The sequence below is a fragment of the Paenibacillus cremeus genome (assembly GCF_007786445.1).
In the GTDB taxonomy this organism is placed as follows: Bacteria; Bacillota; Bacilli; order Paenibacillales; family NBRC-103111; genus Paenibacillus_G; species Paenibacillus_G cremeus.
This window is the reverse complement of sequence record NZ_VNJI01000004.1, coordinates 112,983-136,627: the sequence shown is the minus strand read 5'-3', so window position 1 is coordinate 136,627 and position 23,645 is coordinate 112,983. Positions and strand designations below refer to the sequence as shown.

Annotated in this window: 20 protein-coding genes and 1 pseudogene; 18 read left to right on the top strand and 3 right to left on the bottom strand. The window is 50.4% G+C overall.

The annotated features are described in order from the left end of the window. Positions 1 to 18: 18 nt before the first annotated feature. The 15 genes and pseudogenes from FPZ49_RS04805 (at position 19) to FPZ49_RS04735 (ending at position 17,539) form a co-directional block, all read left to right on the top strand. The gene (locus tag FPZ49_RS04805) at positions 19 to 897 is read left to right on the top strand and encodes a carbohydrate ABC transporter permease (RefSeq protein ID WP_144843954.1); all 879 of its coding nucleotides are present in this window, start codon (positions 19 to 21) and stop codon (positions 895 to 897) included. A 36-nt stretch (positions 898 to 933) separates the two neighbouring features. Beyond that, entirely contained in the window at positions 934 to 3,441 is a 2,508-nt protein-coding gene (locus FPZ49_RS04800; RefSeq protein WP_144843951.1) for an alpha-mannosidase, read from the top strand. A gap of 20 nt (positions 3,442 to 3,461) precedes the next feature. Beyond that, positions 3,462 to 4,400: a dihydrodipicolinate synthase family protein gene (locus FPZ49_RS04795; RefSeq protein WP_144843949.1), complete on the top strand. Its 939-nt coding sequence runs from the start codon at positions 3,462 to 3,464 to the stop codon at positions 4,398 to 4,400. A gap of 20 nt (positions 4,401 to 4,420) precedes the next feature. Continuing rightward, positions 4,421 to 7,648 (top strand): alpha-mannosidase, encoded by a 3,228-nt coding sequence (locus FPZ49_RS04790; protein WP_261381250.1) that lies wholly within the window; start codon positions 4,421 to 4,423, stop codon positions 7,646 to 7,648. Between the two features lie 225 nt (positions 7,649 to 7,873). Continuing rightward, positions 7,874 to 8,080, top strand: a pseudogene (locus FPZ49_RS37420) (NAD(P)H-binding protein); the annotation flags it as partial. Between the two features lie 272 nt (positions 8,081 to 8,352). Then, positions 8,353 to 8,796: an ASCH domain-containing protein gene (locus FPZ49_RS04780; protein WP_144843943.1), complete on the top strand. Its 444-nt coding sequence runs from the start codon at positions 8,353 to 8,355 to the stop codon at positions 8,794 to 8,796. A 34-nt stretch (positions 8,797 to 8,830) separates the two neighbouring features. Continuing rightward, positions 8,831 to 9,862 (top strand): NADH:flavin oxidoreductase/NADH oxidase, encoded by a 1,032-nt coding sequence (locus tag FPZ49_RS04775; RefSeq protein ID WP_144843940.1) that lies wholly within the window; start codon positions 8,831 to 8,833, stop codon positions 9,860 to 9,862. A 24-nt stretch (positions 9,863 to 9,886) separates the two neighbouring features. Next, positions 9,887 to 10,603 carry an SDR family oxidoreductase gene (locus FPZ49_RS04770; RefSeq protein ID WP_144843937.1) on the top strand — a complete coding sequence of 239 codons (717 nt, stop codon included), beginning with the start codon at positions 9,887 to 9,889 and terminating at the stop codon, positions 10,601 to 10,603. A 410-nt stretch (positions 10,604 to 11,013) separates the two neighbouring features. Further along, complete coding sequence (locus FPZ49_RS04765; RefSeq protein ID WP_261381249.1) at positions 11,014 to 12,216, top strand: CynX/NimT family MFS transporter; 1,203 nt, start codon at positions 11,014 to 11,016, stop codon at positions 12,214 to 12,216. A gap of 585 nt (positions 12,217 to 12,801) precedes the next feature. Then, positions 12,802 to 13,008: a response regulator gene (locus FPZ49_RS04760; protein ID WP_144843931.1), complete on the top strand. Its 207-nt coding sequence runs from the start codon at positions 12,802 to 12,804 to the stop codon at positions 13,006 to 13,008. Then, positions 12,968 to 13,267 carry a response regulator gene (locus tag FPZ49_RS04755; RefSeq protein WP_144843928.1) on the top strand — a complete coding sequence of 100 codons (300 nt, stop codon included), beginning with the start codon at positions 12,968 to 12,970 and terminating at the stop codon, positions 13,265 to 13,267. The genes FPZ49_RS04760 and FPZ49_RS04755 overlap by 41 nt, the downstream gene beginning before the upstream one ends. Before the next feature lie 9 nt (positions 13,268 to 13,276). Further along, entirely contained in the window at positions 13,277 to 13,921 is a 645-nt protein-coding gene (locus tag FPZ49_RS04750; RefSeq protein WP_144843926.1) for a response regulator, read from the top strand. 88 nt (positions 13,922 to 14,009) lie between these two features. Then, positions 14,010 to 14,690, top strand: coding sequence for a response regulator transcription factor (locus FPZ49_RS04745; protein WP_144843923.1), 681 nt, complete (start codon positions 14,010 to 14,012; stop codon positions 14,688 to 14,690). Between the two features lie 124 nt (positions 14,691 to 14,814). After that, positions 14,815 to 16,038 carry a sensor histidine kinase gene (locus tag FPZ49_RS04740; protein ID WP_261381248.1) on the top strand — a complete coding sequence of 408 codons (1,224 nt, stop codon included), beginning with the start codon at positions 14,815 to 14,817 and terminating at the stop codon, positions 16,036 to 16,038. A 157-nt stretch (positions 16,039 to 16,195) separates the two neighbouring features. After that, positions 16,196 to 17,539, top strand: a complete 1,344-nt coding sequence (locus tag FPZ49_RS04735) for a DJ-1/PfpI family protein (protein WP_144843920.1) — start codon at positions 16,196 to 16,198, stop codon at positions 17,537 to 17,539. Here the strand turns inward: FPZ49_RS04735 and FPZ49_RS04730 are convergent. The 3 genes from FPZ49_RS04730 to FPZ49_RS04720 form a co-directional block, all read right to left on the bottom strand. Next, complete coding sequence (locus FPZ49_RS04730) at positions 17,536 to 18,072, bottom strand: 3D domain-containing protein (protein WP_144843917.1); 537 nt, start codon at positions 18,070 to 18,072, stop codon at positions 17,536 to 17,538. The two genes, FPZ49_RS04735 and FPZ49_RS04730, sit on opposite strands and share 4 nt — an antisense overlap. A 138-nt stretch (positions 18,073 to 18,210) precedes the next feature. After that, positions 18,211 to 19,569: a type I glutamate--ammonia ligase gene (gene glnA / locus FPZ49_RS04725; RefSeq protein WP_144843914.1), complete on the bottom strand. Its 1,359-nt coding sequence runs from the start codon at positions 19,567 to 19,569 to the stop codon at positions 18,211 to 18,213. A 23-nt stretch (positions 19,570 to 19,592) separates the two neighbouring features. Next, positions 19,593 to 20,759 carry a KamA family radical SAM protein gene (locus FPZ49_RS04720; protein ID WP_144843910.1) on the bottom strand — a complete coding sequence of 389 codons (1,167 nt, stop codon included), beginning with the start codon at positions 20,757 to 20,759 and terminating at the stop codon, positions 19,593 to 19,595. A gap of 370 nt (positions 20,760 to 21,129) precedes the next feature. On the opposite strand from FPZ49_RS04720, the gene glnH reads away from it, so the two are divergent. From glnH to FPZ49_RS04705, 3 genes are read left to right on the top strand one after another with little or no spacing between them, the layout of a single operon-like run. Beyond that, positions 21,130 to 21,918 carry a glutamine ABC transporter substrate-binding protein GlnH gene (gene glnH / locus FPZ49_RS04715; RefSeq protein ID WP_144843907.1) on the top strand — a complete coding sequence of 263 codons (789 nt, stop codon included), beginning with the start codon at positions 21,130 to 21,132 and terminating at the stop codon, positions 21,916 to 21,918. Positions 21,919 to 21,975: 57 nt separating this feature from the next. Beyond that, positions 21,976 to 22,668 (top strand): amino acid ABC transporter permease, encoded by a 693-nt coding sequence (locus tag FPZ49_RS04710; protein WP_144843904.1) that lies wholly within the window; start codon positions 21,976 to 21,978, stop codon positions 22,666 to 22,668. After that, entirely contained in the window at positions 22,665 to 23,387 is a 723-nt protein-coding gene (locus tag FPZ49_RS04705) for an amino acid ABC transporter ATP-binding protein (protein ID WP_144843901.1), read from the top strand. The genes FPZ49_RS04710 and FPZ49_RS04705 overlap by 4 nt, the downstream gene beginning before the upstream one ends. Positions 23,388 to 23,645 lie beyond the last annotated feature (258 nt).

Below are 23,645 nucleotides of genomic sequence, written 5' to 3'. Positions count from 1 at the left end.
GGGAGGGGATCACATCACATGATGCGAAGTCGCAGCTTTGGCGTTTTCGATACGATCAACATCGCTTTTATGCTGTTTATGATCTTTGTTACCCTGTACCCGCTTTATTATATGGGCATCATCTCGATTAGCTCCGGGGAATCGGTCAGCAGCGGTGAAGTATTTTGGCGGCCAATAGAAATCAATCTGAAAGCCTACCAAGTCATTTTTAACGATCCGTCCATTATGCGCTCTTATGGTAACACGATTTTTTATACGGCTGCCGGTGTGCTCGTCAATTTGGTGATGACGGCGCTTTGCGCTTATCCGCTGTCGCACAAGCATATGTACGGCCGCTCGGCGTTGGCTCTGTTCGTCGTGTTCACCATGTTCTTCGATGGCGGTCTGATTCCGCGCTACATGGTGGTGCATGCGCTGGGGATGGTCAACACGATCTGGGCGATTCTGATTCCGACTGCAATCAATGTGTTCAATATGATTCTGATGCGAACCTTTTTCGAAGAAATTCCGGAGGCGCTGCATGAGTCCGCGATCGTCGACGGGGCGGGAGAATTCAAAATTTTCCTGAAAATCGTACTGCCGCTGTCTTTACCGGTCATGGCTACGATGTTTCTGTTTTACGCGGTCGCCCATTGGAACAGCTTCTTTCCCGCACTCATCTATTTAAATGAAAAAAAGCTGTACCCGATGCAGATCATTTTGCGCAATATCGTCATCCAGGGCGACATGGCCACCCAATCGGCGCAGCTAGGTGCAGCCGAGGCGGGACTGGCGGTCATGACGGAAAATATTAAATATGCGTGCGTATTTGTCGCCATTCTGCCCGTGCTCGTCATATACCCCTTTGTGCAGAAATATTTTGTACAAGGAGCGATGCTCGGCTCGGTCAAAGGGTAAAGTGTACTATTCTTATGGCGATTGGAGGGTTCAGCAATGACTATGATTGGTGATACAAAGCTGCATTTAATCGGAAACGCGCATTTGGACCCGGTGTGGCTGTGGCGCTGGCAGGAAGGCTACGCGGAGATCAAAGCGACCTTTCGTTCGGCGTTGGATCGGCTCAGCGAATTCCCTGATTTTGTGTTCACAAGCGCCTGTGCTGCTTATTACAAGTGGGTGGAGGAAAATGCTCCCGAAATGTTCGCCGAAATTAAGCAGCGCGTTGCCGAAGGACGCTGGGTGGTTACCGGCGGCTGGTGGATTCAGCCGGACTGCAATTTGCCCTCGGGCGAATCGTTTGCAAGACACAGCTTATACGGGCAGCGCTATTTGAAGGACAAATTGGGCGTAACGGCGAGGGTCGGCTACAATGTGGACTCGTTCGGCCACCACGGGATGCTGCCTCAGCTGCTAAGGCAAAGCGGGATGGACTCCTACGTCTTCATGCGTCCCGAAGCGCACGAGAAGACGCTGCCGCACGACTTGTTCTGGTGGGAATCGGAGGACGGCAGCCGGGTGATGGCGTTCCGACTGGCCGACAGCTATGGGAACTGGGCGAGCAACGGCATGGAGGATAAGATCCTCCGGCACAGGGAGAGAGCGATGGCCAGCGGCCATGCCTTCATGTCGTTCTATGGAGTCGGCAATCACGGAGGGGGACCAACCGTCCAGAATCTCAAGCTGATTGATGAGCTCCGGCAGCGCTCTGGACTGGACGACATCCGACTCAGCTCGCCCAACCAGTATTTCGCGGAAATGATGCAGCTTGGTCCGGATATCCCCGTGGTGAAGGATGAAATGCAGATGCATGCGGTCGGCTGTTACTCCACGCACTCGGAATCGAAGGCGGCGAACCGCCGGGCGGAGCACCGCCTGCTCACGGCGGAAAAGTTTTCCTCGCTTGCCCATTTGAAGCTAGGTCTGCCGTATCCGTCGGAAGCGCTGAACCGGGCCTGGGAAAACGTCATGTTCAATCATTTCCACGATATTATGGGCGGCTGCAGCATCAAGGAAGCTTACGACGATGTGCGGGAGTTTTACGGCGAATCGCTAAGCATTGGGGCCAAAGCCATCAATTCCGCTTTGCAAAAGCTGTCCTGGTCGATCCATACGATGAAGCCGGGCGTCCAGTCCTTAAGCAAGGAAAAGGACTGGCAGCTGTGGGAGCAGGATGATCTCGGTACGCCGCTCGTCGTCTTTAACCCGTTATCCTGGGAGGTGGAGGCGCCAATCGGGATCAACAAGAAGGTTGCCGGAGTGACCGACTCGGCTGGCCGCCCGCTGCCGCTTCAAACCGTTAGGGCGTCCCGGACCAATACCTCGGATAAATGGGACACGTTAATCATGGGGCGAATCCCAGCCTTCGGCTATCAAGTATATTGGGTATACCGCGACCAAGCCTTCGAGACGGAGCAGCCGCAAGGAGCGGCAAGGGCTGAGGGCCATGTGCTGGAGAACAACAAGCTGCGTGTCGAGCTTGATCCGGCTACCGGCTATATCCGGCGTCTGGTGGATAAGTCTAACGGCGGCAAAGTAGTATTGGCCGGCGATGGAGCCGTGCCGATGGTGATCGATGAGAGTCACAGCGATACGTGGGGACACGGCTTGAAGCAGTATCGCGATGAGGTGGGACGCTTTGGCAGCGCCGAATGCAAGGTGCTCGAAGCCGGGCCCCTGCGGGCGACCATCAGGGTCATTAGCCGCTATGGCGATTCCGAGCTGCGTCAAGATATCAGCCTGCTGCACGACAGCTCCGACCTGCAGGTCAAGGTCAGGCTGGACTGGAGAGAGCGGCACCGAATGCTGAAGCTTGCTTTTCCGGTCCAAGTCGAGCAGCCTCGCGCGGTGTTTGAGATTCCCTACGGCTTTATCGAGCGGCCGACTAACGGCAACGAGGTGCCCGGACAAATGTGGGTCGACATATCAGGTTCAGGTGATAGGCCTAATACCGCAGATGGAACCGAGACGTCGACGTATGGCCTTGCGCTGATTAACGATGCCAAATACGGCTACGATGTTCTGGACAACGAGCTACGAATGACCGTCGTGCGCAGTCCGATCTACGCCGATCATTACGGCGAACGCGATGAACAAGTGGAATATATGGATCAAGGCGTGCAGGAATTTACCTATGTGCTAACGCCGCATGCCGGTTCATGGCAGCATAGCGGCGTCGTACGCAAGGCCTACGAATGGAATACACCGCTGCAGCAGGTGTGGGAAACGTATCATGAAGGCGATTTACCGCAGAGGGCAGAGGGCATTGCGATTTCAGCCGACAACGTGATCGCGGTCGCCTTTAAACCGGCGGAGGATGGAGATGGATGGATCCTCCGCTGTCATGAGACTTACGGTAGAGAAGCGGAAACCGAGCTGCAGCTTCCGGCTTTGAACCGCAGCTGGCGAAGCGCCTTTGGCAGGTGCGAGATTAAAACATTTTTTATCCCGGTTAACGAGCAAGAGCCCATTATCGAAGTCAACTTTTTGGAAATGAAAAATTAGAAAAACGGGAGCGATGCAGAATGGAAATTAATAACCCTAACGGCGTATGGCCAACGATGATAACCCCTTACACGGAGTCCGGAGAGATTGATTTTGCAGCGCTGGAGCGGATGATTGATTGGTTTATCCAGAACAAGGTGGACGGCTTGTTTGCGGTATGCCAGTCCAGCGAAATGTTCTTTTTGAGCTTGGAGGAGCGCGTGAAGCTTGCCGCTTTTGTCGTGGAGAAGGCCGCGGGAAGAGTTCCCGTTATTGCCTCGGGGCATATTTCGGATTCGCTGGAGGACCAGGCGCGGGAATTGACTTTAATGGGGGAAACGGGTGTTGAGGCGGTCATTCTGATTTCGAATCGATTGGCAGAGCAGCATGAATCGGACGACGTATGGAAGGCGAATGCGGAGAAGCTCCTGGAACGATTGCCCGACCATCTTGCGCTGGGAATCTATGAGTGTCCTTATCCATATAAACGACTCATGTCACCGTCCTTATTAAAATGGTGCGCAGATACCGGCCGGTTCTTCTTTTTGAAGGATACGTGCTGCGATGTGGAGATGCTGAAAGAAAAGCTGAGCGTCATCAAGGGAACTCCACTGAAGCTCTACAATGCCAATACAGCTACGCTGCTGGAATCCTTGAAGCTGGGAGTGGACGGCTACAGTGGGGTGATGGCGAATTTCCATCCGGACCTGTATGCGTGGCTATTGCATCACTGGGATCAGCAGCCGGAAGAAGCGGACCGCTTAATGAATGCGCTCAGTGTGGCGGCCTTCATCGAGCGCCAGCTGTATCCGGTCAATGCGAAATATTATCAAATGCTGGAGGGCATCACCTCAAATTACCGCTCGCGTTCGCGAAATCATGAGGAATTCACAGCGACGAACCGGCTGGAGGTCGAGCAGCTGCGTCGTCTTTCCAAGGAGTTGTCCAAGCAATTTCCTCTTACAGCGGCTGTAAATTAACGGAGGAACGAGGGATTTCCATGCTTTCCCAAAGTATGCATTTAGCCGAGAAAAAACTGGAGAAACGCATTGCGGAATTGGAACCCTATCGCTATATCGACCTGCGGCCCATTCCCAGCTATCAATTTTGGATCGATCAGGAAGCGGCTGTCGGGGCTAAGCCTCCTGAGACCGCGGAGTGGCGCACCATCTCGCTGGGCGAGCGATGGAGCGGCTGGGATTTGACCGCCTGGCTGAAGACGGAGGTTACGATTCCTGCAGAGTGGAAAGGGAAGAAGGCGCTCGGGCTGTTTGATTTTGGCAAAACCGGTGCCGGGCACAATTCGGGCTTCGAATCGCTAATTTTTCTTAACGGAGAGCCGTTCCAGGGCGTCGGCACCAACCATCCGGAGGTGTTTCTGCCGGAGCGGCTGATCGGACAAACGGTGGAGCTGCTGTTTAAAGTATGGACCGGGCTTAACGGAATGACCGGCGATAAGAGCGAGCTCGAGCATCAGCTTCGGGTATCCGCGCTAGCCCTGCTCGAAGAAGAGACGGACGACCTGATCTACACGGCCAGTGCGGTATTGCAAACGATTCAAGTGCTCGGCGAAAACAGCTGGGAGCAAAAAAGCCTGCTAAGGGCGTTAGACTTAGCTTTTCAGCTGATCGATTGGCGGGTGCCCGGAAATGCTGCTTTTTATGCCAGCGTCAAGGAAGCGAACGCCAAATTGAAGCAGGAACTGGCCATAATTCCCCAGAACAGCGAAGTGACCGTGCGCTGCATCGGACATACCCACATCGATGTGGCCTGGCTGTGGCGGTTGAAGCACACCAGGGAGAAATCGGCCCGTTCGTTCTCCACTGTTCTGCGGTTTATGGAGCAGTTTCCGGAATATACATTTTTACAGACCCAGCCGCAGCTGTACGACTACCTGGAGAAGGATTATCCTGAGCTATACAGCCAGATTGCTGAGCGCATCCGGGAAGGGCGCTGGGAAGCCGGCGGGGCCATGTGGCTGGAATCGGACTGCAACGTGCCGTCCGGCGAATCGCTGGTACGCCAGCTCTTGTACGGAATGCGTTATTTCGAGCAGCGCTTTGGAGCCCGATGCGAATATTTATGGCTCCCGGACGTCTTCGGCTACAGCTGGGCGCTTCCGCAAATTTTGCTCAAGGCCGGCTTGCGCTATTTTATGACCACCAAGATCAGCTGGAATGTGTACAACCGCTTCCCGCACGATACGTTCTATTGGCAGGGGATCGACGGCAGCCAAATTTTGACGCACTACATTACGACGACCGCCCCGGATGCGGAGCCTGGCACAACGTTTTATACGTATAACGGCCTAGTGCTGCCCGAAACGGTAACGAGCGTATGGGACAATTACCAGGATAAAGAGCTGAACCGCCATCTGCTGCTTTCTTTCGGCTATGGAGACGGAGGGGGCGGACCGACACGGACAATGCTGGAAATGAGACGCCGAATGGAGACGATGCCGGGCTTGCCCAAGGTCACGATTGGCCGTGCTGACGAGTACTTCAATCAATTGGAAGAGACCGTTACGAATACGGACCGGTATGTTCATAAGTGGGATGGCGAGCTGTATCTGGAGCTTCACCGCGGCACCTACACCTCGCAGGCATACAACAAAAAAATGAACCGGCGCATGGAGCAGCTGCTGCACGATGCAGAAATGGTCTCTACCTTTTTCGGCTCGCTCGCGGGCTTTGCCCATTATCCTGGGTCGCAGCTCTATGACAGCTGGAAAATTGTCCTCCGCAACCAATTTCATGATATTTTACCGGGCTCCTCGATTGCGGAGGTCTATGCAGATAGCCGGATCGAGTATGCGGAGGCGGAAGCCTTAGCGTCTGGCGCGAAGCTGGGAAGTTTGCAGGGTCTGGCCCGGCTGGTGAGCAGCGGCGGGACTTCGCCTGGCTGGATCGTCATGAACACGCTGCCGTGGGAGCGGAAGGATCTAATCCGCCTTCCGTGGGAGGATCGATTTGCTGGTCAAGTGTGGTATGACGCAAAGGGACGAATGCTGCCTACGCAGAGGGCTGAAGATGCCGATCGAGGCAGCGTCCTGCTGATTGAAGTGAACCGTATTCCGGCCTTCGGGTATACAACGATTCAATATAGAACAACCGCCGAGACAGCAGATCAGCCCGGACCGTCGAGCAATGGGATCACGGCTTCAAGCCGATCCGCGAATACTCCGTTCTATGATATCGAATGGAACGATGAGGGGCAGCTGACCCGGCTGTTCGACAAACGGATGAATCGAGAGGTGCTGGCATCTGGCGAGAAGGGCAACCGGTTTGACATTCATGAAGATAAGCCGCTGGCTAATGATGCATGGGACATCGATCTTTTCTATTATGAGAAGGTACGGCACGTAACAAGCCTGACCTCCGTGGAGGTGGTCGAGCAAGGTGAGCTCCGCACCGTCATCCGCTTTGCTTGGACGTATGAGCAATCCGAGCTGATCCAGGACATGGTGCTTTATCCGGATGACCCGAGAATTGACTTCGTAACCAGGGTTCATTGGCAGGAGCGGCAGCAGCTGCTGAAGGTGGCGTTTCCGGTCAACGTACGCGCCACGAAGGCCACCTATGAGATCCAGTTCGGCAATGTGGAACGCCCGACACATTGGAATACCAGCTGGGACTTTGCCCGCTTCGAAACATGTGCGCACCGCTGGGTGGACCTCTCTGAGAGAGGGTTCGGCGTCAGCCTGCTTAACGATTGCAAATACGGTCATGACGTGCGGGACAACGTGCTGCGGTTGACCTTAATCAAGTCGGCGGTCAATCCCGATCCGACGGCCGATCTTGGCGAGCACATCTTTACGTACTCGCTGCTGCCGCATGACGGCGACTGGTTTAAAGCCGGTACGGCGATCGAGGCCCATAAGCTGAACAGCCCGGCGTCCGCATCGGAGCTGCCAATGCCTGCCACAAGCAGCGATTCGAAGGCTTCTCTGCCCGCTTCGTTAAGCTTCTTTGCTTGCGACAGCACGCATGTGGTTGTGGATACGATCAAAAAGGCGGAGGATTCCGACGAGTGGATCGTGCGCTGCTACGAATACGCCGGTCAGCGCGGGAGCGCGGGCTTCACCTCTCATTTCCCCATGGCAAAGGTGGAGGAAGTTAATCTTATGGAGCGTGAGGAGCAAGTGATGGCGCACACCGATCGAGGCTTCGAAGCCTATTTTAAGCCGTACGAGCTGAAAACGTTCCGCATCCGATTCATGCAGGAATGAACTGCAGTGCCAAAGGGGAGCCGTCGTTGGGCTCCCTTTTTAAAACGATCAAATAGAGCGTTTTGGATTCGTAAGCGCGACAAGGAGTCGATTATTCAAGCAATAGAGTGTATAGGCATATGAACAGAAAAGGACCTGACGCCGTCAGGTTTTTCTTATGCCGTAGTTGTAACCGAAGTAGTTATAACGAATGATTATTAGATTCATACTATAGGAGGAATTACGATGAAAATTTTGGTGACAGGCGCAACAGGGAAATTGGGATCACTTGTAGTAGAAACTTTATTGGAATCCGTACCGGATAAGGATCTTGCCGTCAGCGTTCGCAACCCGGAGAAAGCGGAGAGCCTTCGAGGTCGCGGCGCTGATGTAAGGCTTGGGGATTTTGAACAGCCGGATACGCTAGATAAAGCGTTCGCAGGTATCGACCGCGGCGGGATCCGGCAAAGTAGGCTGGGCGACCCGTCGCGATTATACACAGGCAGCTGCAGCCGTACTGGCGGGCGTTGGGCAACGAAACTTATGCCAGCATAATGAGCAGCGTAGGTGTACCTGAACCGGTCGTTCCGATTCTGGTTGGAATTCAGAGTGCCGAAGGTCTAATGCGACCGGAGGGATTGCGTCTTTTTTATGCGGGTGATGGAAAGTCTGGAGAATGTTTGGGGAATAGTACTTGATTATGAACAGTAATGGAGCGTAGAGGAATGAAAGTATTATCCATGATTCAACCGTGGGCGACTCTGCTTGTCCAAGGCGAGACTCTCTATGAAACAAGATCCTGGAAGACCCGGTATCGTGGACCGTTGGCCATTCATGCAAGCCAGAAGGTCGATAAGCAGGACTGCAAATATGAACCCATCCGTTCTTTACTCGCCAAGAATGGCTATACGGAACAAAACCTCCCTACGGGGGTTATCCTTGCAACTTGCGAGCTTACGAATTGTTATCAAGTCATCGACGCTAATCATACGTCAGCCATTCTGGATTGCGGGAAGGTCGTGACGGGGGATGACTTCCTGTTAGGCGATTACAGTCCAGGTTATTTTGCGTGGGAAATAGCGGGTTTCCGTCAGCTGAAGCCCTATATTCCAGTGAAGGGAAAACTGGGACTATGGGAATATCCGATAGGCGAAGAGTTGATGATATGACCTATCTAAACAATCAATTAATGGAGGTTCTGACTTGACCAATCACTTATTTTCTCCTTATGAAATTAAAGGTTTACAATTGAAAAATCGGGTAGTCATGGCCCCCATGTGCCAATATTCCGTAAGCGCTAGGGATGGCAAACCCAACGAATGGCATTACGTTCACTACCTTAGCCGCGCAATTGGCGGTGCAGCCTTGATCATCATGGAAATGACGGACGTTGAGCCGGATGGTCGAATAACCGACTTTGATTTAGGGATTTGGTCCGATGACCATATTCCGGCATTTGCCAGAATTATTGATGGGGTTCATGCTCACGGGGCCAAGATTGGGATTCAAATTGCTCATGCTGGCCGAAAAGCGGAAGATGCTAAAGAGCCAGTGGCCCCTTCCGCTATACCATATCCGGGATCCCGCTATAAGATGCCCCGCGCACTTACAGTCGATGAGGTAAATCAGATGGTACAGCTCTACGCTGATGCAGCCCGCCGGGCTGTTCAGGCAGGCGTAGATATGATTGAGCTTCACGGGGCGCACGGATATTTAATTCATCAGTTTCAATCCTCTTTTACCAACAAACGCGAAGATGCGTATGGACAAGACCTGACCAAATTTGGGGTAGAGGTCATACAGGCGGTCAAAAAGGAAATGCCTGCGGATATGCCGTTATTTTTCCGAATCACTGCCGTAGAGTACGCGGATGGGGGTTATGGTATGGAACATGCCATTAAGTTATCTAAAGCTTACCATGCAGCAGGTGTAGATGTCTTTCATGTAAGTTCTGGCGGAGAAGGACCCGTAGGGGAAAGAAAGCCTGGCAACTACCCAGGTTATCAAGTTCCTTTTGCGCGCAAAATTCGGGAGGCTCTTGGGGTGCCCGTCGTAGCTGTAGGCATGCTTGAGGACCCGGCACTTGCTCAATCCGTTATCTGCAGCGAAGAAGCGGATTTAGTGGCGATCGCCCGTGGCATGCTTCGAGATCCTTACTGGACTATCCATGCCGCTAAATCGCTTAGAAGTGAATATACCACCATTCCAAAGCAATATGAGCGGGCTTATCATTAATGGGAAAATAGGGAGGCGATCCGATTGTCATTGAAAGAGAAGCGAGTCATAGTTGTAGGAGGCACATCAGGTATTGGATTATCGACTGCCAAAGCATTTCTGGTTGAAGGGGCAAAGGTAGTTATCGCAAGCCGTTCCGCTGCCAAGCTCTCGGAAGCCAAACAAACGCTCGGCGGGAATGTTGAAGCTTACGAGCTGGATTTTCGGAGTGAAGAGAAAGCCGCGGAATTTTTCGAAAAGGTTGGCAAGTTTGATCACTTGGTGATCACCGCGGGCGAAGGCGCGATGGGTGAGTTCCGCGAATTGCCGATTGAACAGGCGCAAACTGCTTTCGACAGCAAGTTCTGGGGCCAGTATATCACGGTTAAAGCGGCTATCCCCTATTTGAACCAAGAAGGTTCCATCTCCTTGACTTCCGGCGTTTACGGCAAACGGCCTCCAAAGGGGGCATCCACGCTGGCTGCGATCAACTCGGCGTTGGAGGGTTTAATGCGGGGATTGACGGTGGATCTTGCCCCGATTCGGGTCAATGTGGTTTCTCCCGGAATCGTCGATACGCCTGTCTACGCAGGTATTCCTGAGGAAGACCGGAAATCCATGTTCAACGCCATTGCGCGCCAATTGCCTGTCGGACGGATCGCGCAGTCGGAAGATATTGCCGAAGCTTATGTTTACCTTGCGAAAAACGGATTCACCACTGGCTCCGTTATCCTGATTGAGGGCGGGGCGCTCCTGTCCTAAACAATAAAACATATTAAAGATGCACTGAGAAGGTCATGAATATCTACGCGAGTAGAGTTCATGGCCTATTTTTCAAACAAGCTTTAACCAATATATTCAAAAAAAGGATAACTAAAAAAAGTAATTTGATAACTTAAAAGAAGGGGCGTATGATTGATTCTTAGGATAATTAGATTAGAGAATAGGAGAATGGTAGCCAACATGAAGAAATCGCCGGATTGCGCACGTTGACCGGAGGAATATTATTAATCGTCGGCTATTGGTCCAAACGGAAAAAAATACGCTGGAAAGAAAACTTGTTGGGATTTCGGCCTCTTGGGTTGTTTATTTCACGCTAGTGAATGCAGGCGATGCCAACAAAGTTGCTTCTTATACGTTTAAGCGACGGAAGACAGGAGGAGGTATTCGCTTTGATTATTGATAACGTTAATAAAGTAGCCGTACGTTCCCGAGCCAGTATAGTTTGGCTGATTTTGGGGATTTTATTCATTGCAGCGAATCTTAGGGCACCCATCACTGGACTGGGTCCGTTGGTTGGATATATTCATTCCCAAACCCATTTGTCTAATACAATTACGGGCCTGCTTAGTGCTTTGCCGCTGCTCGCTTTTGCCATCCTTTCTCCGCTTGCACCCAAAATAGCGCACCGGATAGGGATGGAATCTTCCTTGATGACAAGCTTGGTATTGTTAACGGCAGGCATCCTATTGCGATCGTTACCCTCCGTTACGGCTTTGTTTGTTGGGACTTTGGTCATCGGGATTGCAATTGCGGTTGGGAATGTGCTTCTGCCTAGTTTAATTAAAAGGGACTTTCCTGACCAAGTTGGCCCCATGACTGGAGCCTTCTCAGCATCCATGAATATATTCGGAGCGCTGGCCTCCGGAATAAGCATACCTCTCTCGGTTGGAGCCGGATTAGGTTGGAGAGGGTCATTAGGGTGCTGGGCATTGTTAGCAGGACTCGCGGTTTTGTGTTGGCTGCCGCAGCTGCGGAGTCGCCGCACCTATGCCTCTATTCCAGCTAAAGGAAGCTCTGTCTGGCGCTCGAAGCTGGCCTGGCAAGTTACTTTGTTCATGGGTCTGCAATCTTTTCTGTTCTATATCAATGCCAATTGGTTACCGGAGCTGCTTCATGAGCGGGGAATGAGCATCGCTACCGCCGGATGGATGTTAGCTGGAATGCAGTTCATTAGTCTTCCGTTTTCTTTTATCGTTCCGATTATTGCTGCCCGGAATAAGAACCAAAGAGGTATTGTCGCGATGACCGTTCTCTTCCACCTTATCGGATATATTGGCTTGCTGACGGAGAATACGGAATTGACATGGTTATGGATGATTTGCATTGGAATCGCCGTAGGGTCAAGCATTAGTTTGGCTCTCGCTTTCTTCGGACTTCGAACAAAGGACTCCAGACAAGCGGCGGAATTGTCAGGGATGGCTCAGTCGGTCGGGTATCTTCTGGCGGCAGCCGGTCCGATTCTGTTCGGATTTCTTCATGATGTCACGCATGCTTGGTCGTTATCCTTGATGACTCTTGTAATCGTCAGCGTGCTTTTGCTTCTTGTCGGTCTAGGAGCTGGGCGCAACGCTTACGTTTCTCAGGAAAGCTAACTTTTTGACTTAATAAAGGGTATAAACCTTCGATCGAATGAATGGTGGAGATCCAAGTGTACCGCCCAAGTTCGGCAGTGAAAGCTGTGGCGGAGAGATGTACCCGGAATTCTATAAAGGTGTGCATCCAGCAAAGACAGAGGAAGAGAATATGGAGAACAAAACTCCTTAATCCAAAGTTGAACAGAAACGGCGGGAAGGTGGAGCGGAGAAGCGTCAGCGGTTGCCCTTTGAATCTTGTGTTCAAACCAAGCCCACCTTGCTGCCCTCCCACTCGCCAAACTGAATTCAATCGCCAGAGGCCGTCCGCAAGGACGGTTTTCTTATAATACTAGACTTTATAAGTTTTGAGCGAAGCTAAAGAAGTCTAGTATTTCAAGAAAAGCTACCGCTAAAGCACGAATGTACTTCCTCGGATAGGCTCCGATCAGGAGCTTCCAAAAGTAATCCTCCTATAGACTAGAAGTTATATATTATTTCTTTATCAGTATTATACATTAATGTTCAACATGATTGTTATTAAGGCAGCTCGGGACTCTTTTCGACAAATGAAATTGAAGCGGTTTCAATTATGTGTGCGGCGGTGTGAAGGATGCGAATTTCAACAATCCAGAAATGCAGATGGTGTTGAAAAATCAGCTGGAGCAGTTTGGATTCATTGTGAATGTCGCGGCGACCGAAGCCGAGGTATTCGAATCCAGTTATCCGAATCAGCGCTACGATCTTGTGCTTGTCGATTGGAGCTTGCAGGTTGGAGGATCCGTTCCAGCTCGCGGCCAAAATCAAGCTTGAATTTTCCGCTCCCACGCAAGTGCTTGTGCTGGTCAGCGCTTATCATGAGCCCCAGATGCAGGAGATGGTTCAAGCCACCGTGATTGAAAAGATCATCTATTATCCGATCAGCCAGACGGAGAAATTTATCGGCCTCAGGCATGCCAGCATTTTATTAGTTGAAGATAATGAAATCAATCAAGAAGTGGCCAAAGCGATTCTGATGGATATGGGCATGCGGATTGACATAGCGGACAATGGGATGAAAGCCGTCGAATAGGTTAGACGCATGAAATATGACGCGATCCTCATGGATTTGCAAATGCCGGAGATGGACGGGTACGAGGCGACTACCCGAATTCGCGAGCTGAGCAACGGAATCGATACGCCGATCATTGCCATGACTGCCGATGCGATGAAAGGGGTTAAGGAGCAGGTGGTGAAGGTCGGCATGAACGCCTATATTTCCAAGCCATTTGAACCGGTGGAGCTGTTCAGTGTACTGCAGCGCGTCATTCAAGGCTCCATGCTGAAAGGGTATCAGCAAACGGCTGCCGCTGCTCAGCCGAGCGTTAGCCTTCCAGTGCTGCAGGTGGAAGAGACGCTGGCCCGGCTGGGCAACAACCAGGCTCTAGTTATGCTGCTGATGCAAAAGTTCAAAGCGAACCATTTCGCTACGATTGAGGAGATTCGGGAGGCGGCCAGCGGGGGGGACAGGGACCAAGCTCGCTTTTTGACGCATACACTGAAGGGAGCAGCTTCTAATACCGATGCGAAAAGACTTGTAAAGGTCTTAGCGAGGCTTGAACACGCCTTAGTTCATTACAACGAATCCTCGTTCGAATCCATATTAATTGAACTTAATGAAAGCTTTATGGAGGTTTTAGTAACATTGGATTATTATCTAAATGAACATCAAAAAGCTACCACCTAATCTGGTGGATTTTGGTTACAGTTCATATTATGTTCACAGAGACATTTTATATTAAGGGTAGTCGGAGCAACAAGGGAGTGAAATAAACTTGGCAAAGGTATTGCTGGTCGATGATGATGCTCATATCCGTGAGCTGGTCCGGTTGTATTTGGAGGATGAAGGCTTTGAGGTCATCGAAAAAACCAATGGCGAAGATGCGCTGCACTACGCGGAGAATCAGATCGTTGATCTTGTCATTCTGGATATTATGATGCCGAAAATGGATGGCTGGGCGTTATGCGAGAATCTCCGCGAATTCGGTGAGATGCCGATCTTGATGATTACCGCGAAAGGGGAGTCTACGGACCGGATCAAAGGGTTTAAGCTGGGAACGGACGATTATTTGGTGAAGCCCTTTGACCCCGTGGAGCTCGTTCTTCGGGTCAAGGCTTTGCTGAAGCGGTACCGCATCTCTACAGCCAATGAAATCCGGCTAGGCACCATTACGTTAGACCGTAAGCGGTATCAGGTGAGCTACAGCCATGGACCAAGCGTGACACTTCCCATGAAAGAATTCGAGCTGCTGTACAAATTGGGCAGTTACCCCGGGCAGTTATTTACAAGGGAGCATTTGATTGAACAGATCTGGGGGCTCGACTATGAAGGCGATGATCGGACCGTGGATGTTCACATTAAGCGGCTTCGGGAGAGGTTCGCTGACCTCGAGTCGGATTTTCGGATCGTGACGATCCGGGGGCTAGGCTACCGTTTGGAGGTGGCTCAGGATTAAATCGCTGTATACCCGCGTCGTATTGGTCTTTATCTGTATTGTGATCTTGAGCTTATTCGCCGCGTTTATGGTCAGTACCTGGATGTTCCAAGGGCAGAAGAATCAGTTTATAGAAGATGCTTTATTGAAAGATGGCAAAAACATCATCGAAGCCTATCAGTCGAACCCCTCTGCGGAAGTGGGACCGTTTGTGCAAAGCTTCTCCGGCCTTTCGATTTACAGTATTCAGCTTTACGATACAGCCGGTAAGCCCCTGCTTAAAGAAAACGAGCCCATGCATGTGGAACAGAGTACGATCAAGAAGGTGCTTGATGGCAGCATTGCACGCAATCTCTATGCAAATGGGCTTCCCATGGTTGGGGTTCCTTTTGTGGTAAAGGGGGATTCCTACGCTCTATTTCTCACATTAGATCAGCAAACGGTTAAGCAAGAGCAGGCAAGTATGCCTTGGGTTCATGCGGTCTATATTCTTATCTTGTTTATTGGCAGCTTTCTGATCTTGATTGCCGCCCGCTATGTCGTCAATCCGATCGTGCAGTTGACGGCAGCCACAAAGCGGATGGCCAAAGGAACCTTCGATTCTGCGAGCCTTCCTCTACATCGTAGGGATGAAATTGGTCAATTAAGCGTCAGCTATCATGAAATGGCCCAAGAGCTGGCGAAGCTGGATCAAATGCGGCAGGATTTTGTTTCCAGTGTCTCACATGAGATTCAATCGCCTTTAACCTCCATTGTAGGATTTACGAAAGCGTTAAAGCACAAGAAGCTCAGCGAAGAGAGCCGTCTGCGTTATTTGACGATTATCGAGGAGGAGAGCGAGCGGTTGTCCCGCTTAGGGCAAAATTTACTGCAGCTATCTTATTTACAGCAGGAGCAGCATCCTTTAAAAATAACGGCATACCGATTGGACGAGCAGCTGCGGAAGGTAGTCATCACATTAGAGCCTTTATGGGCCGAAAAAGAAATTCATATGGATGTGGACCTGGAAGCCATCACCGTTCATGCGGACAAGGATCAGCTGGATCAGGTGTGGATAAACTTGCTGCACAACGCGATCAAATTCACTGCGCCTCAAGGAACGATACGCATCCAATCGATGGAGAAGGCTCATCACCATATCATCACGGTCACTGACAGTGGCATAGGAATTCCTGAAGAAGAACGGAGCCATATTTTTGAGCCGTTTCATAAAGTGGATAAAGCCCGCAGCAGCTCTGTCAAAGGAAATGGGCTAGGTTTGTCCATCGTCAAGCAAATCATAGATCTGCATCAGGGAGAAATTCAGGTGTCTAGCAATCTTGGTATAGGAACAGCGTTTACGGTCACCTTACCCCGTAAGAACCAATAGGCTTGATTAAGGAATAACTATCGCCCCGCGTGGGCGGTATTTTTTTTGCCTATTATTTTTGCGATTCATGCTAGTTCATATTGAGTTCACAGAGCGGGGGTATCTTTACTCAAGGGAAAGTTCAAATGTAAAAATATGGATTAAGGGAGAGGCTAGTATGAAGTTATTGTTGCGTGTCATTGTTTATGTTATGTCGTTCGTTATCCTTTTCGGAGGCGTTGGTGCATTTGGGTATATTCGATCCAATCATGCTTATTGGCTTCCGACTCGGCAAACCCCGCTGCCTGTCTTACACAACGTGAGCGTACCTGAGTATAATCCGAAAAAACCTACCGTGGCTGTGCTTTTATCCAATCCGACGACCGAAGTGTTCGATTTTATAGTTCCGTATGAAATGTTCGCCATGACCGAGTCTTATAACGTATATGCCGTTGCCCCAGACAAAAACATGAAGACACTCTCCGGCGGGCTGGATCTCAATGCGCATTATTCTTTTGATGAGCTGGATCGGTTACTAGGAAAAAGTCCCGACTTGATTGTGATCCCGGCCATGCCCATGGTTGACGAAGCCAAGTATAAACCGATCCGGGAATGGATTCAAAAGCATGCGGATACGAAGCTGTTAAGCATTTGCGCTGGTGCGTTGAACTTGGCGGACACAGGGTTATTAAAAGGGAAGGAAGCAACGACCGACTGGAAAAGTCTTGGCTATCATGAAATCGATAAGTATCCTGAAACCAACTGGAGACGGGATGTGCGATATGTCGCAGACGGTAATATCGTCTCTTCGGCCGCTCTCACTTCAGGCATCGATGCGGTCCTCTATGTGATCTCACAGCAATTAGGCGAGCCTATGGCCGAGAAAATAGCGAAAGAGATGAATTACCCTTCCTATCCTTTCGTAAAGAATCCCAAGATGGACCCTTATGAAATAGATCGAACCGAATGGATCTTTACGTTGAACCAAGCGTTCCAATGGAACAAAAAGAGCGCAGGCGTATTGTTATACAACGGAATGGACGATGGCGCGCTTACCACGATTTTTGATACCTACGCCGCTTCCGGAACAACAAAGGTATACACGATTTCAGACGCTCAGCAGCCTATCGTTACGAAGTATCATCTGAACCTTGTCACTCGTTATCCAATGTCGAATGCGCCGAAGCTGGATCGGATGCTCGTACCGGGAGTGGAGGCGAAGTCTTTAGCCGCGGAACAAATCAAACAATGGAACGAAAAAGGAAGCAGCGTGACTCCTGAGTTCATTCACAGCGGCTCGGCTGACCGATTTATCTTCGATGCGCCGCTGGAGGATTTAGCCAAGCAAGAGGACGTCTTAACCGCCCAATATGGCGCCAAGCGCTTGGAATACCGTGCGACCACTCTGCACTTCGATGGCAAGCCGTTCTCCTTTGAAGCTTTTGGTGTCCCTGTTTTGCTTAGTTTGGCAGCATGCCTGATTGCTTTCTATTTGGATAGGCGATGGTTCAAGCGTGTTTAAAAATCATGATTAATCTTAGCTTTTATGCTCAATCGCTGTCTTCCAAAATCCTTAGCCTCCTGCAGATTATCAAAATAAAGATCCAGATGACCCGCTTTGATGGCTCCGCCCCGATCCTCACAAACATAGGTATGATTTAATTCGGGGATATAAATTTCCACTCCAAAAGGGATGGAACGCGGGCAAGCAGCAGTTCGACCTTCCTTGGCCAGGGTGCCGCTCGCTGTTCTTCCATACCCTGGATCGCCCTTTTTCTTTTGAGTGGACTCGTATCCAGAGGTGTAGGCTGTAACCGAAAATGTACCATATTCTTCATAGGTAATTTTAGGCTTAGCTTTGGGCTCTGCTTCTACTGTCTTTACAGCAACGGTCCTCGGGAAAGTAAATTGCGTTGTTACCACATCTTCTTGAGCAGCACTCGATATCGTTTCATGCGTAGTCGTGTAATGCACTTCTTCTACACTGCTTGCTGTCTTAACATTCGTAAAAAGCAAGATGGCTGCAAGGGTAGAAGATAGGATTCTCTTCCTCATATTCCCTCCAAATTGACTGAATTTTAAGATAGCTTGCTTAAAACGTTCGTTGCAGCATTCGTGTGAAGGTGGGTTTAACTTTGTATTGGCATTATTTGGAGCATAGCAAAGGCTGCCGGGTTACCGGCAGCCTGCTTGTTAATGTCGCTTTAAGTATCGCTCGATTTCCCAGCGGTGCACAGCTTCGGCGTATTCATCGGCTTCCTGCTGCTTGGCCTCGAGGAAGGTTTGATAGGCATGGGGGCCGAGCGTCTGCTCTACCAATGGACTGTCTTTCATATGCTGCAAAGCCGTATGCAGATCTCTCGGATAGGTTTCCATATGCAGCCGTTCCTTCTCTTCGGTAGTCATCCGATATGTATTCCCCATCACTTCCGCGGGCGGCTCGATTTGCTGCTTAATTCCCTCCAGACCGGCCCGCAGCATCACAGCAAATACATGATAGATGTTCGCCGTGGGATCGGGACATCGGAGTTCAATTCGTGTCCCTCGGCCGCGCGAGTGGGGGATGCGGATCAAGGCGGAGCGGTTGCTGCAGGACCAAGCAATATTGGTGGGCGCCTCATAGCCGGGCAAAAGTCTTTTATAGGAATTCACGGTCGGGTTAGCGATAGCGGCAATTTCCTTCGCGTACTTCAATAATCCGCCGATGTAATGTTTGGTAATGGTGCTCAGCTTGGATGGCTGATTCGGATCATAAAAGGCATTATGGCCGTACCGGTCCTGCAAGGACTGGTTGCAATGCATCGCGTTCCCATTTTGCCGGGCAAAGGGCTTCGGAATAAACGAGGCATATAACCCGTGCTTGTGGGCGATGCTTTTGACGATCTGTTTGAAGGTCATCCATTTATCAGCGCAGGATAGAGCTTCATCGTACTTAAAATCAATTTCATGCTGCCCGTAAGCGACTTCATGATGGGAAGCCTCGATGGAATAACCGAGCTTCTTCATGGTGGTAATTATTTCTTGGCGAGCTTCTTCGCCCCGGTCGTCGGGGGAGAGGGCGAAATATCCGGCATGATCCTGAATACGAAAGACAGGCTCACCCTTGTCATCCATATGGAATAAAAAGAATTCCCCTTCCACGCCGACATTCAATTGGTACCCCAGCAATTCCGCCTCTCTTAGCGCTCTTTTCAGCGTATGGCGAGGGCAGCCCTCGAACGGATGGCCGTCCGCGTCATAAATATCACAATAGACGTGTGCCACGCCAGCTTCGTTCGGCTTCCAGGAATACACCTGGAAGGTATCCAAATCCGGGCGAAGATACATATCCGACTCCGCAACACTAGCAAAACCGTCAATGGAAGAACCGTCAAACATCAGCTGTCCATTGAGCGCTTTATCCAGCTCATCGGTGTGAATCGTCATGTTTTTGGCGAACCCGAAGAGGTCCGTAAATTGCAGCCGGATAAAATCGATGTGATGCTCTCTCACCTTCAGCTTGATCGACTCTCGTTTTTCCAGTTCGGCATGCAGATTCCGCGTGATTGTCATATGAATCCCTCCATCATGTGGATTTATTTAACGATCAAGCCCGGCATATCTGACAATTCGTTGACGGAAACAACGTCGGATGTTTTCTTCTGCGGCTTCTGCCAATACTGCTCATTTCCAGGGAGATCGTCGAACCAGGCGGCCTCCTTCGGACAATCCAGGATCATGAACTTGCCGTATTCGTTGTCACGGGATTGATGGTACTTGAGGTAAGCCTTCCCATGGTCGATCGCTAAAATTTCAATTTTGCCCGAGGTATGGCTCATGGACAAGCGAACACGCTTGCCTAGCCCGGAGGTTCTGGCCTTCGCTTCCTCCACAATACGGTAAACCTCTTCCAGCGTGAGAACAAAATCACGGTTGCCGGCCACCGGACGGTTAACGAAGAAGTAATACGGCGTCACGCCGGCCCAGGATAAGCGATCCAGCAGCTCGGCAAGCACCTTGGCATCATCGTTGATTCCTTTGAGCACCGGGGTCTGATTAACTACGATCGCTCCGGCATCGTGCAGCGCTTGAAAGCCGCGCTTGGCCTCTTCGGTGATCTCCCGAGGATGGTTGATATGAGCCATCACATAAATCCGCTTGTCTGGCGTGGAATACTGCCGGATCAGCTCCAATAGCTCCTCATCTTCATAAATGCGCATCGGATTAAACACCGGAAGCTTGGAGCCGAATCGAATGATTTTCACATGGTCGATACTCCTCAGCTTCTCAACGATCATGCGCAGCTTGGAGGTAGCCAGAATAAGGGAGTCGCCGCCGGTAAGCAGTACGTTATTGATTTCCGGATGCTTGCTGATATAGTCTAACCCCGGCTCCACATCGGACATTGCTTCTTTGACATCGTTTCGGAACAGCCGTTTACGGAAGCAGTAGCGGCAGTATGCCCCGCAGACTTCAGATACGATCAGCAAGGCGGTGCTACTGTATTTGTGCTGGCAGCCGGGAACGACGTAGTTCGTATCCTCGTCAGAGGCGTCCCATCGGCCATATTCGGCCAGCTCTCCCTTGTTCGGAATGATTAGCTTGCGGATCGGATCGTGCGGATCATCCCAATCAATTAATCCCAGATAATAATCGTTCACACGGAAAACAAATTTTTCGGTGATGTTCTTCAACTTGCTTCGCTCGTCTTCCGGTATTTGCGTCAGCTTGTCAACGTTAGTGACATATTTCGGTTGTGCCATAACTTGAATCGCCTCCTCAGAGTGGGATAGAGCAGCTTTCCAAGAACTATAGCGTAAGCGGCCAGAATTGAGAATTGTCGTATCCGGGCTTATTTGGGGCTGAGAAGGGCTGAGCAGGCGTGACGGGGAGTGAGACCAAGGATATGGAAAAATGCTCCATGATCCTCTCATATCCTATAAGAAATGGTTATAATATCCCAAGGCTGAATTTTCCCTACTAATAATGGGATCGTGACTTGATGGCCGCGATTTTGTTGGTTTTTGAATTGATAAAATCTTGTAACTATTCTGGAGGTGGTAAGAAGTAATTATAAATACTTGTTATAATTCGGAGCTGTGCCAAGTATACGTAAATAAAGAGGTGATGAAAATGACAACAAATTGGAGAAAATTCGGGACACTCACACTAGTCATTTTATTGGTTTTGACGGCGGCAGGATGCAGCAAGGGGCCTGTAAGCGGAGGTAAAAAGCTCGTTGTTGGAACCGACACCAGCTTTGTGCCTTTTGAATTTCTGAATAAAGATACAGGCAAATATGAAGGCTTCGATATGGATTTGTGGGCAGCGGTGGCTAAGGAGTTGAACATGCCATACGAGCTTAAGCCGATGGACTTCAATGGGCTGATTCCTGCGCTGCAGTCGGGAACGATCGATGTGGCTTTGGCCGGGATGACCATTAAGGATGAGCGTAAGGAAAAGGTGGATTTCGCTGATCCTTACTATGATGCAGGATTGTTGGTGCTGGTTCGTGCCGATAACACCGACATTACGGGTGTAAAGGATCTTCAAGGCAAGGTGGTGGCGACCAAATCCGGAACCACCAGCTTCGATTATGCCAAGGCATTGAAGGATGTCAAGGTCGTCAAGCCTTTTCCGAACATCGACGGGGCTTATATGGAATTGATCAACAAAGGCGTGGATGCCGTCATTTTCGATTCGCCCAATGTGCTTTATTTCGCCCGAACGACGGGCCAAGGAAAGGTGAAGCCGGTAGGAGAGCTGCTGGAAGGGCAGCAGTATGGGATTGCTTTTCCGAAGGGGAGCGCGCTGGTCCAGAAAGTGAATCCGGCCTTGGAAGCATTGATGAGCAACGGAACCTACGACACGATTTACGAAAAATGGTTCGGCCAGAAGCCAGAGAAGCACCCTAAGAAGTAAAGCTGTATGTGTAAAGCCGGCCTCCTCTCGGGGGGGCCGAAGTAGCCTGCTAAAGGGGTGATTGCATTGGGCGGTGGCTTAGATTTGAATTGGGGCAAGGCTTTTGCATCCCTCCCGTTTATGCTGGAAGGGCTTCGAATCACGATCTACATCGCCGTTTTCGGGCTTCTTTTCGGATATATCCTGGGCCTTGCGGCCGGTATCGCTAGGACAACGAGCATTAAAGTGCTTAACTATATTGCCATGGTTTATATCGAGGCCATCCGGGGCACGCCCATTTTGGTCCAGGCGGTCTGGCTCTATTTCGGATTTAATCAGCTGCTGATGCAGTGGGCCGGATGGAGAGTCACGGAAAATATTGCGGGCATTATTGTGATTGCCGTGAACGCCGGCGCTTACATCGCGGAGATCGTGAGGGGATCGATCCAATCGATCGAGAAGGGGCAGCAAGAGGCGGGCCGGTCGCTTGGGTTGACGGCGGTTCAAACGTTTATTCATATCATTTTTCCTCAGGCATTGAAACGCATGATCCCGCCGTTAGGCAATCAGTTTATTATCAGCTTGAAAGATACCTCTTTGCTATCCGTTATCGCTGTAGGGGAGCTGCTCAGGAACAGTCAGGAAATTGTAGCCAATGACTTTAACGCGTTTGAAATCTACACCCTTTTGGCCGCACTTTACTTCCTGTTGACTCTGATGCTGACGCTTTGTTTGCGGTGGATCGAGAGGAAGCTGGGTGCGCGCCTATGATACGAGTAAAAGGTTTGTATAAGCATTTTGGCGGGCTGGAAGTGCTGCGAGGAATCGATTGTTTCATCGAACAACAAGAGGTGGTATGCATCATTGGGCCGTCAGGCTCCGGAAAAAGCACGTTACTTCGCTGTCTGAATTTATTGGAAGAGGTCACCAGCGGGCAGATTATAATCGATGGACACAACCTGGCCGATCCTCAAATCAACATCAACCGGATTAGACAAGAGGTGGGCATGGTATTTCAACGCTTCAACCTGTTCCCTCATAAGACGGTGATGGAAAACATTATTCTGGCTCCGATGAAAGTAAGGAAAAAGTCTAATGAAGAGGCCCGCGAAATTGCACTGACCCTGCTGGACAAGGTGGGCCTTCGTGACAAAGCCGATGTATATCCGAATCGGCTGTCCGGAGGACAAATGCAGCGCGCAGCTATCGCTCGTGCACTGGCCATGAATCCGAAGATCATGCTGTTTGACGAACCGACCTCAGCGCTTGATCCGGAATTGGTTGGCGAAGTGTTGTCGGTCATGAAGGACTTGGCTCAGGATGGAATGACGATGCTGGTGGTCACGCATGAGATGGGATTTGCGAGGGAAGTGGGAGATCGCGTCCTCTTTATGGAGCACGGGGTTATTGTCGAAGAAGGCACTCCGGAGAGTCTGTTTTCCAATCCTCAGAATGAAAGAACGCGCGAGTTTCTAAGAAAGGTACTTTGAGTTTGAGACAGTAACCTGCTTTGCCTAGACTGCATGACCTGGCCTTACACGCATAGTCGATCAAGCGAAAGGTGCTTTTCCCAATGGGGAGAAGCACTTTTTTCTTAGAGTCGAGTTCCCTTGTCGAGGAGAAAGCACACAAGGCCAAGCTGATTTCAACATATAAAAAGCATTAATAAGCACATATAATATGTTTAATGTTGAATATATGTTCATTTACTGCGCATTATTAAACAAAATCGTTGACGGAATGCAAAT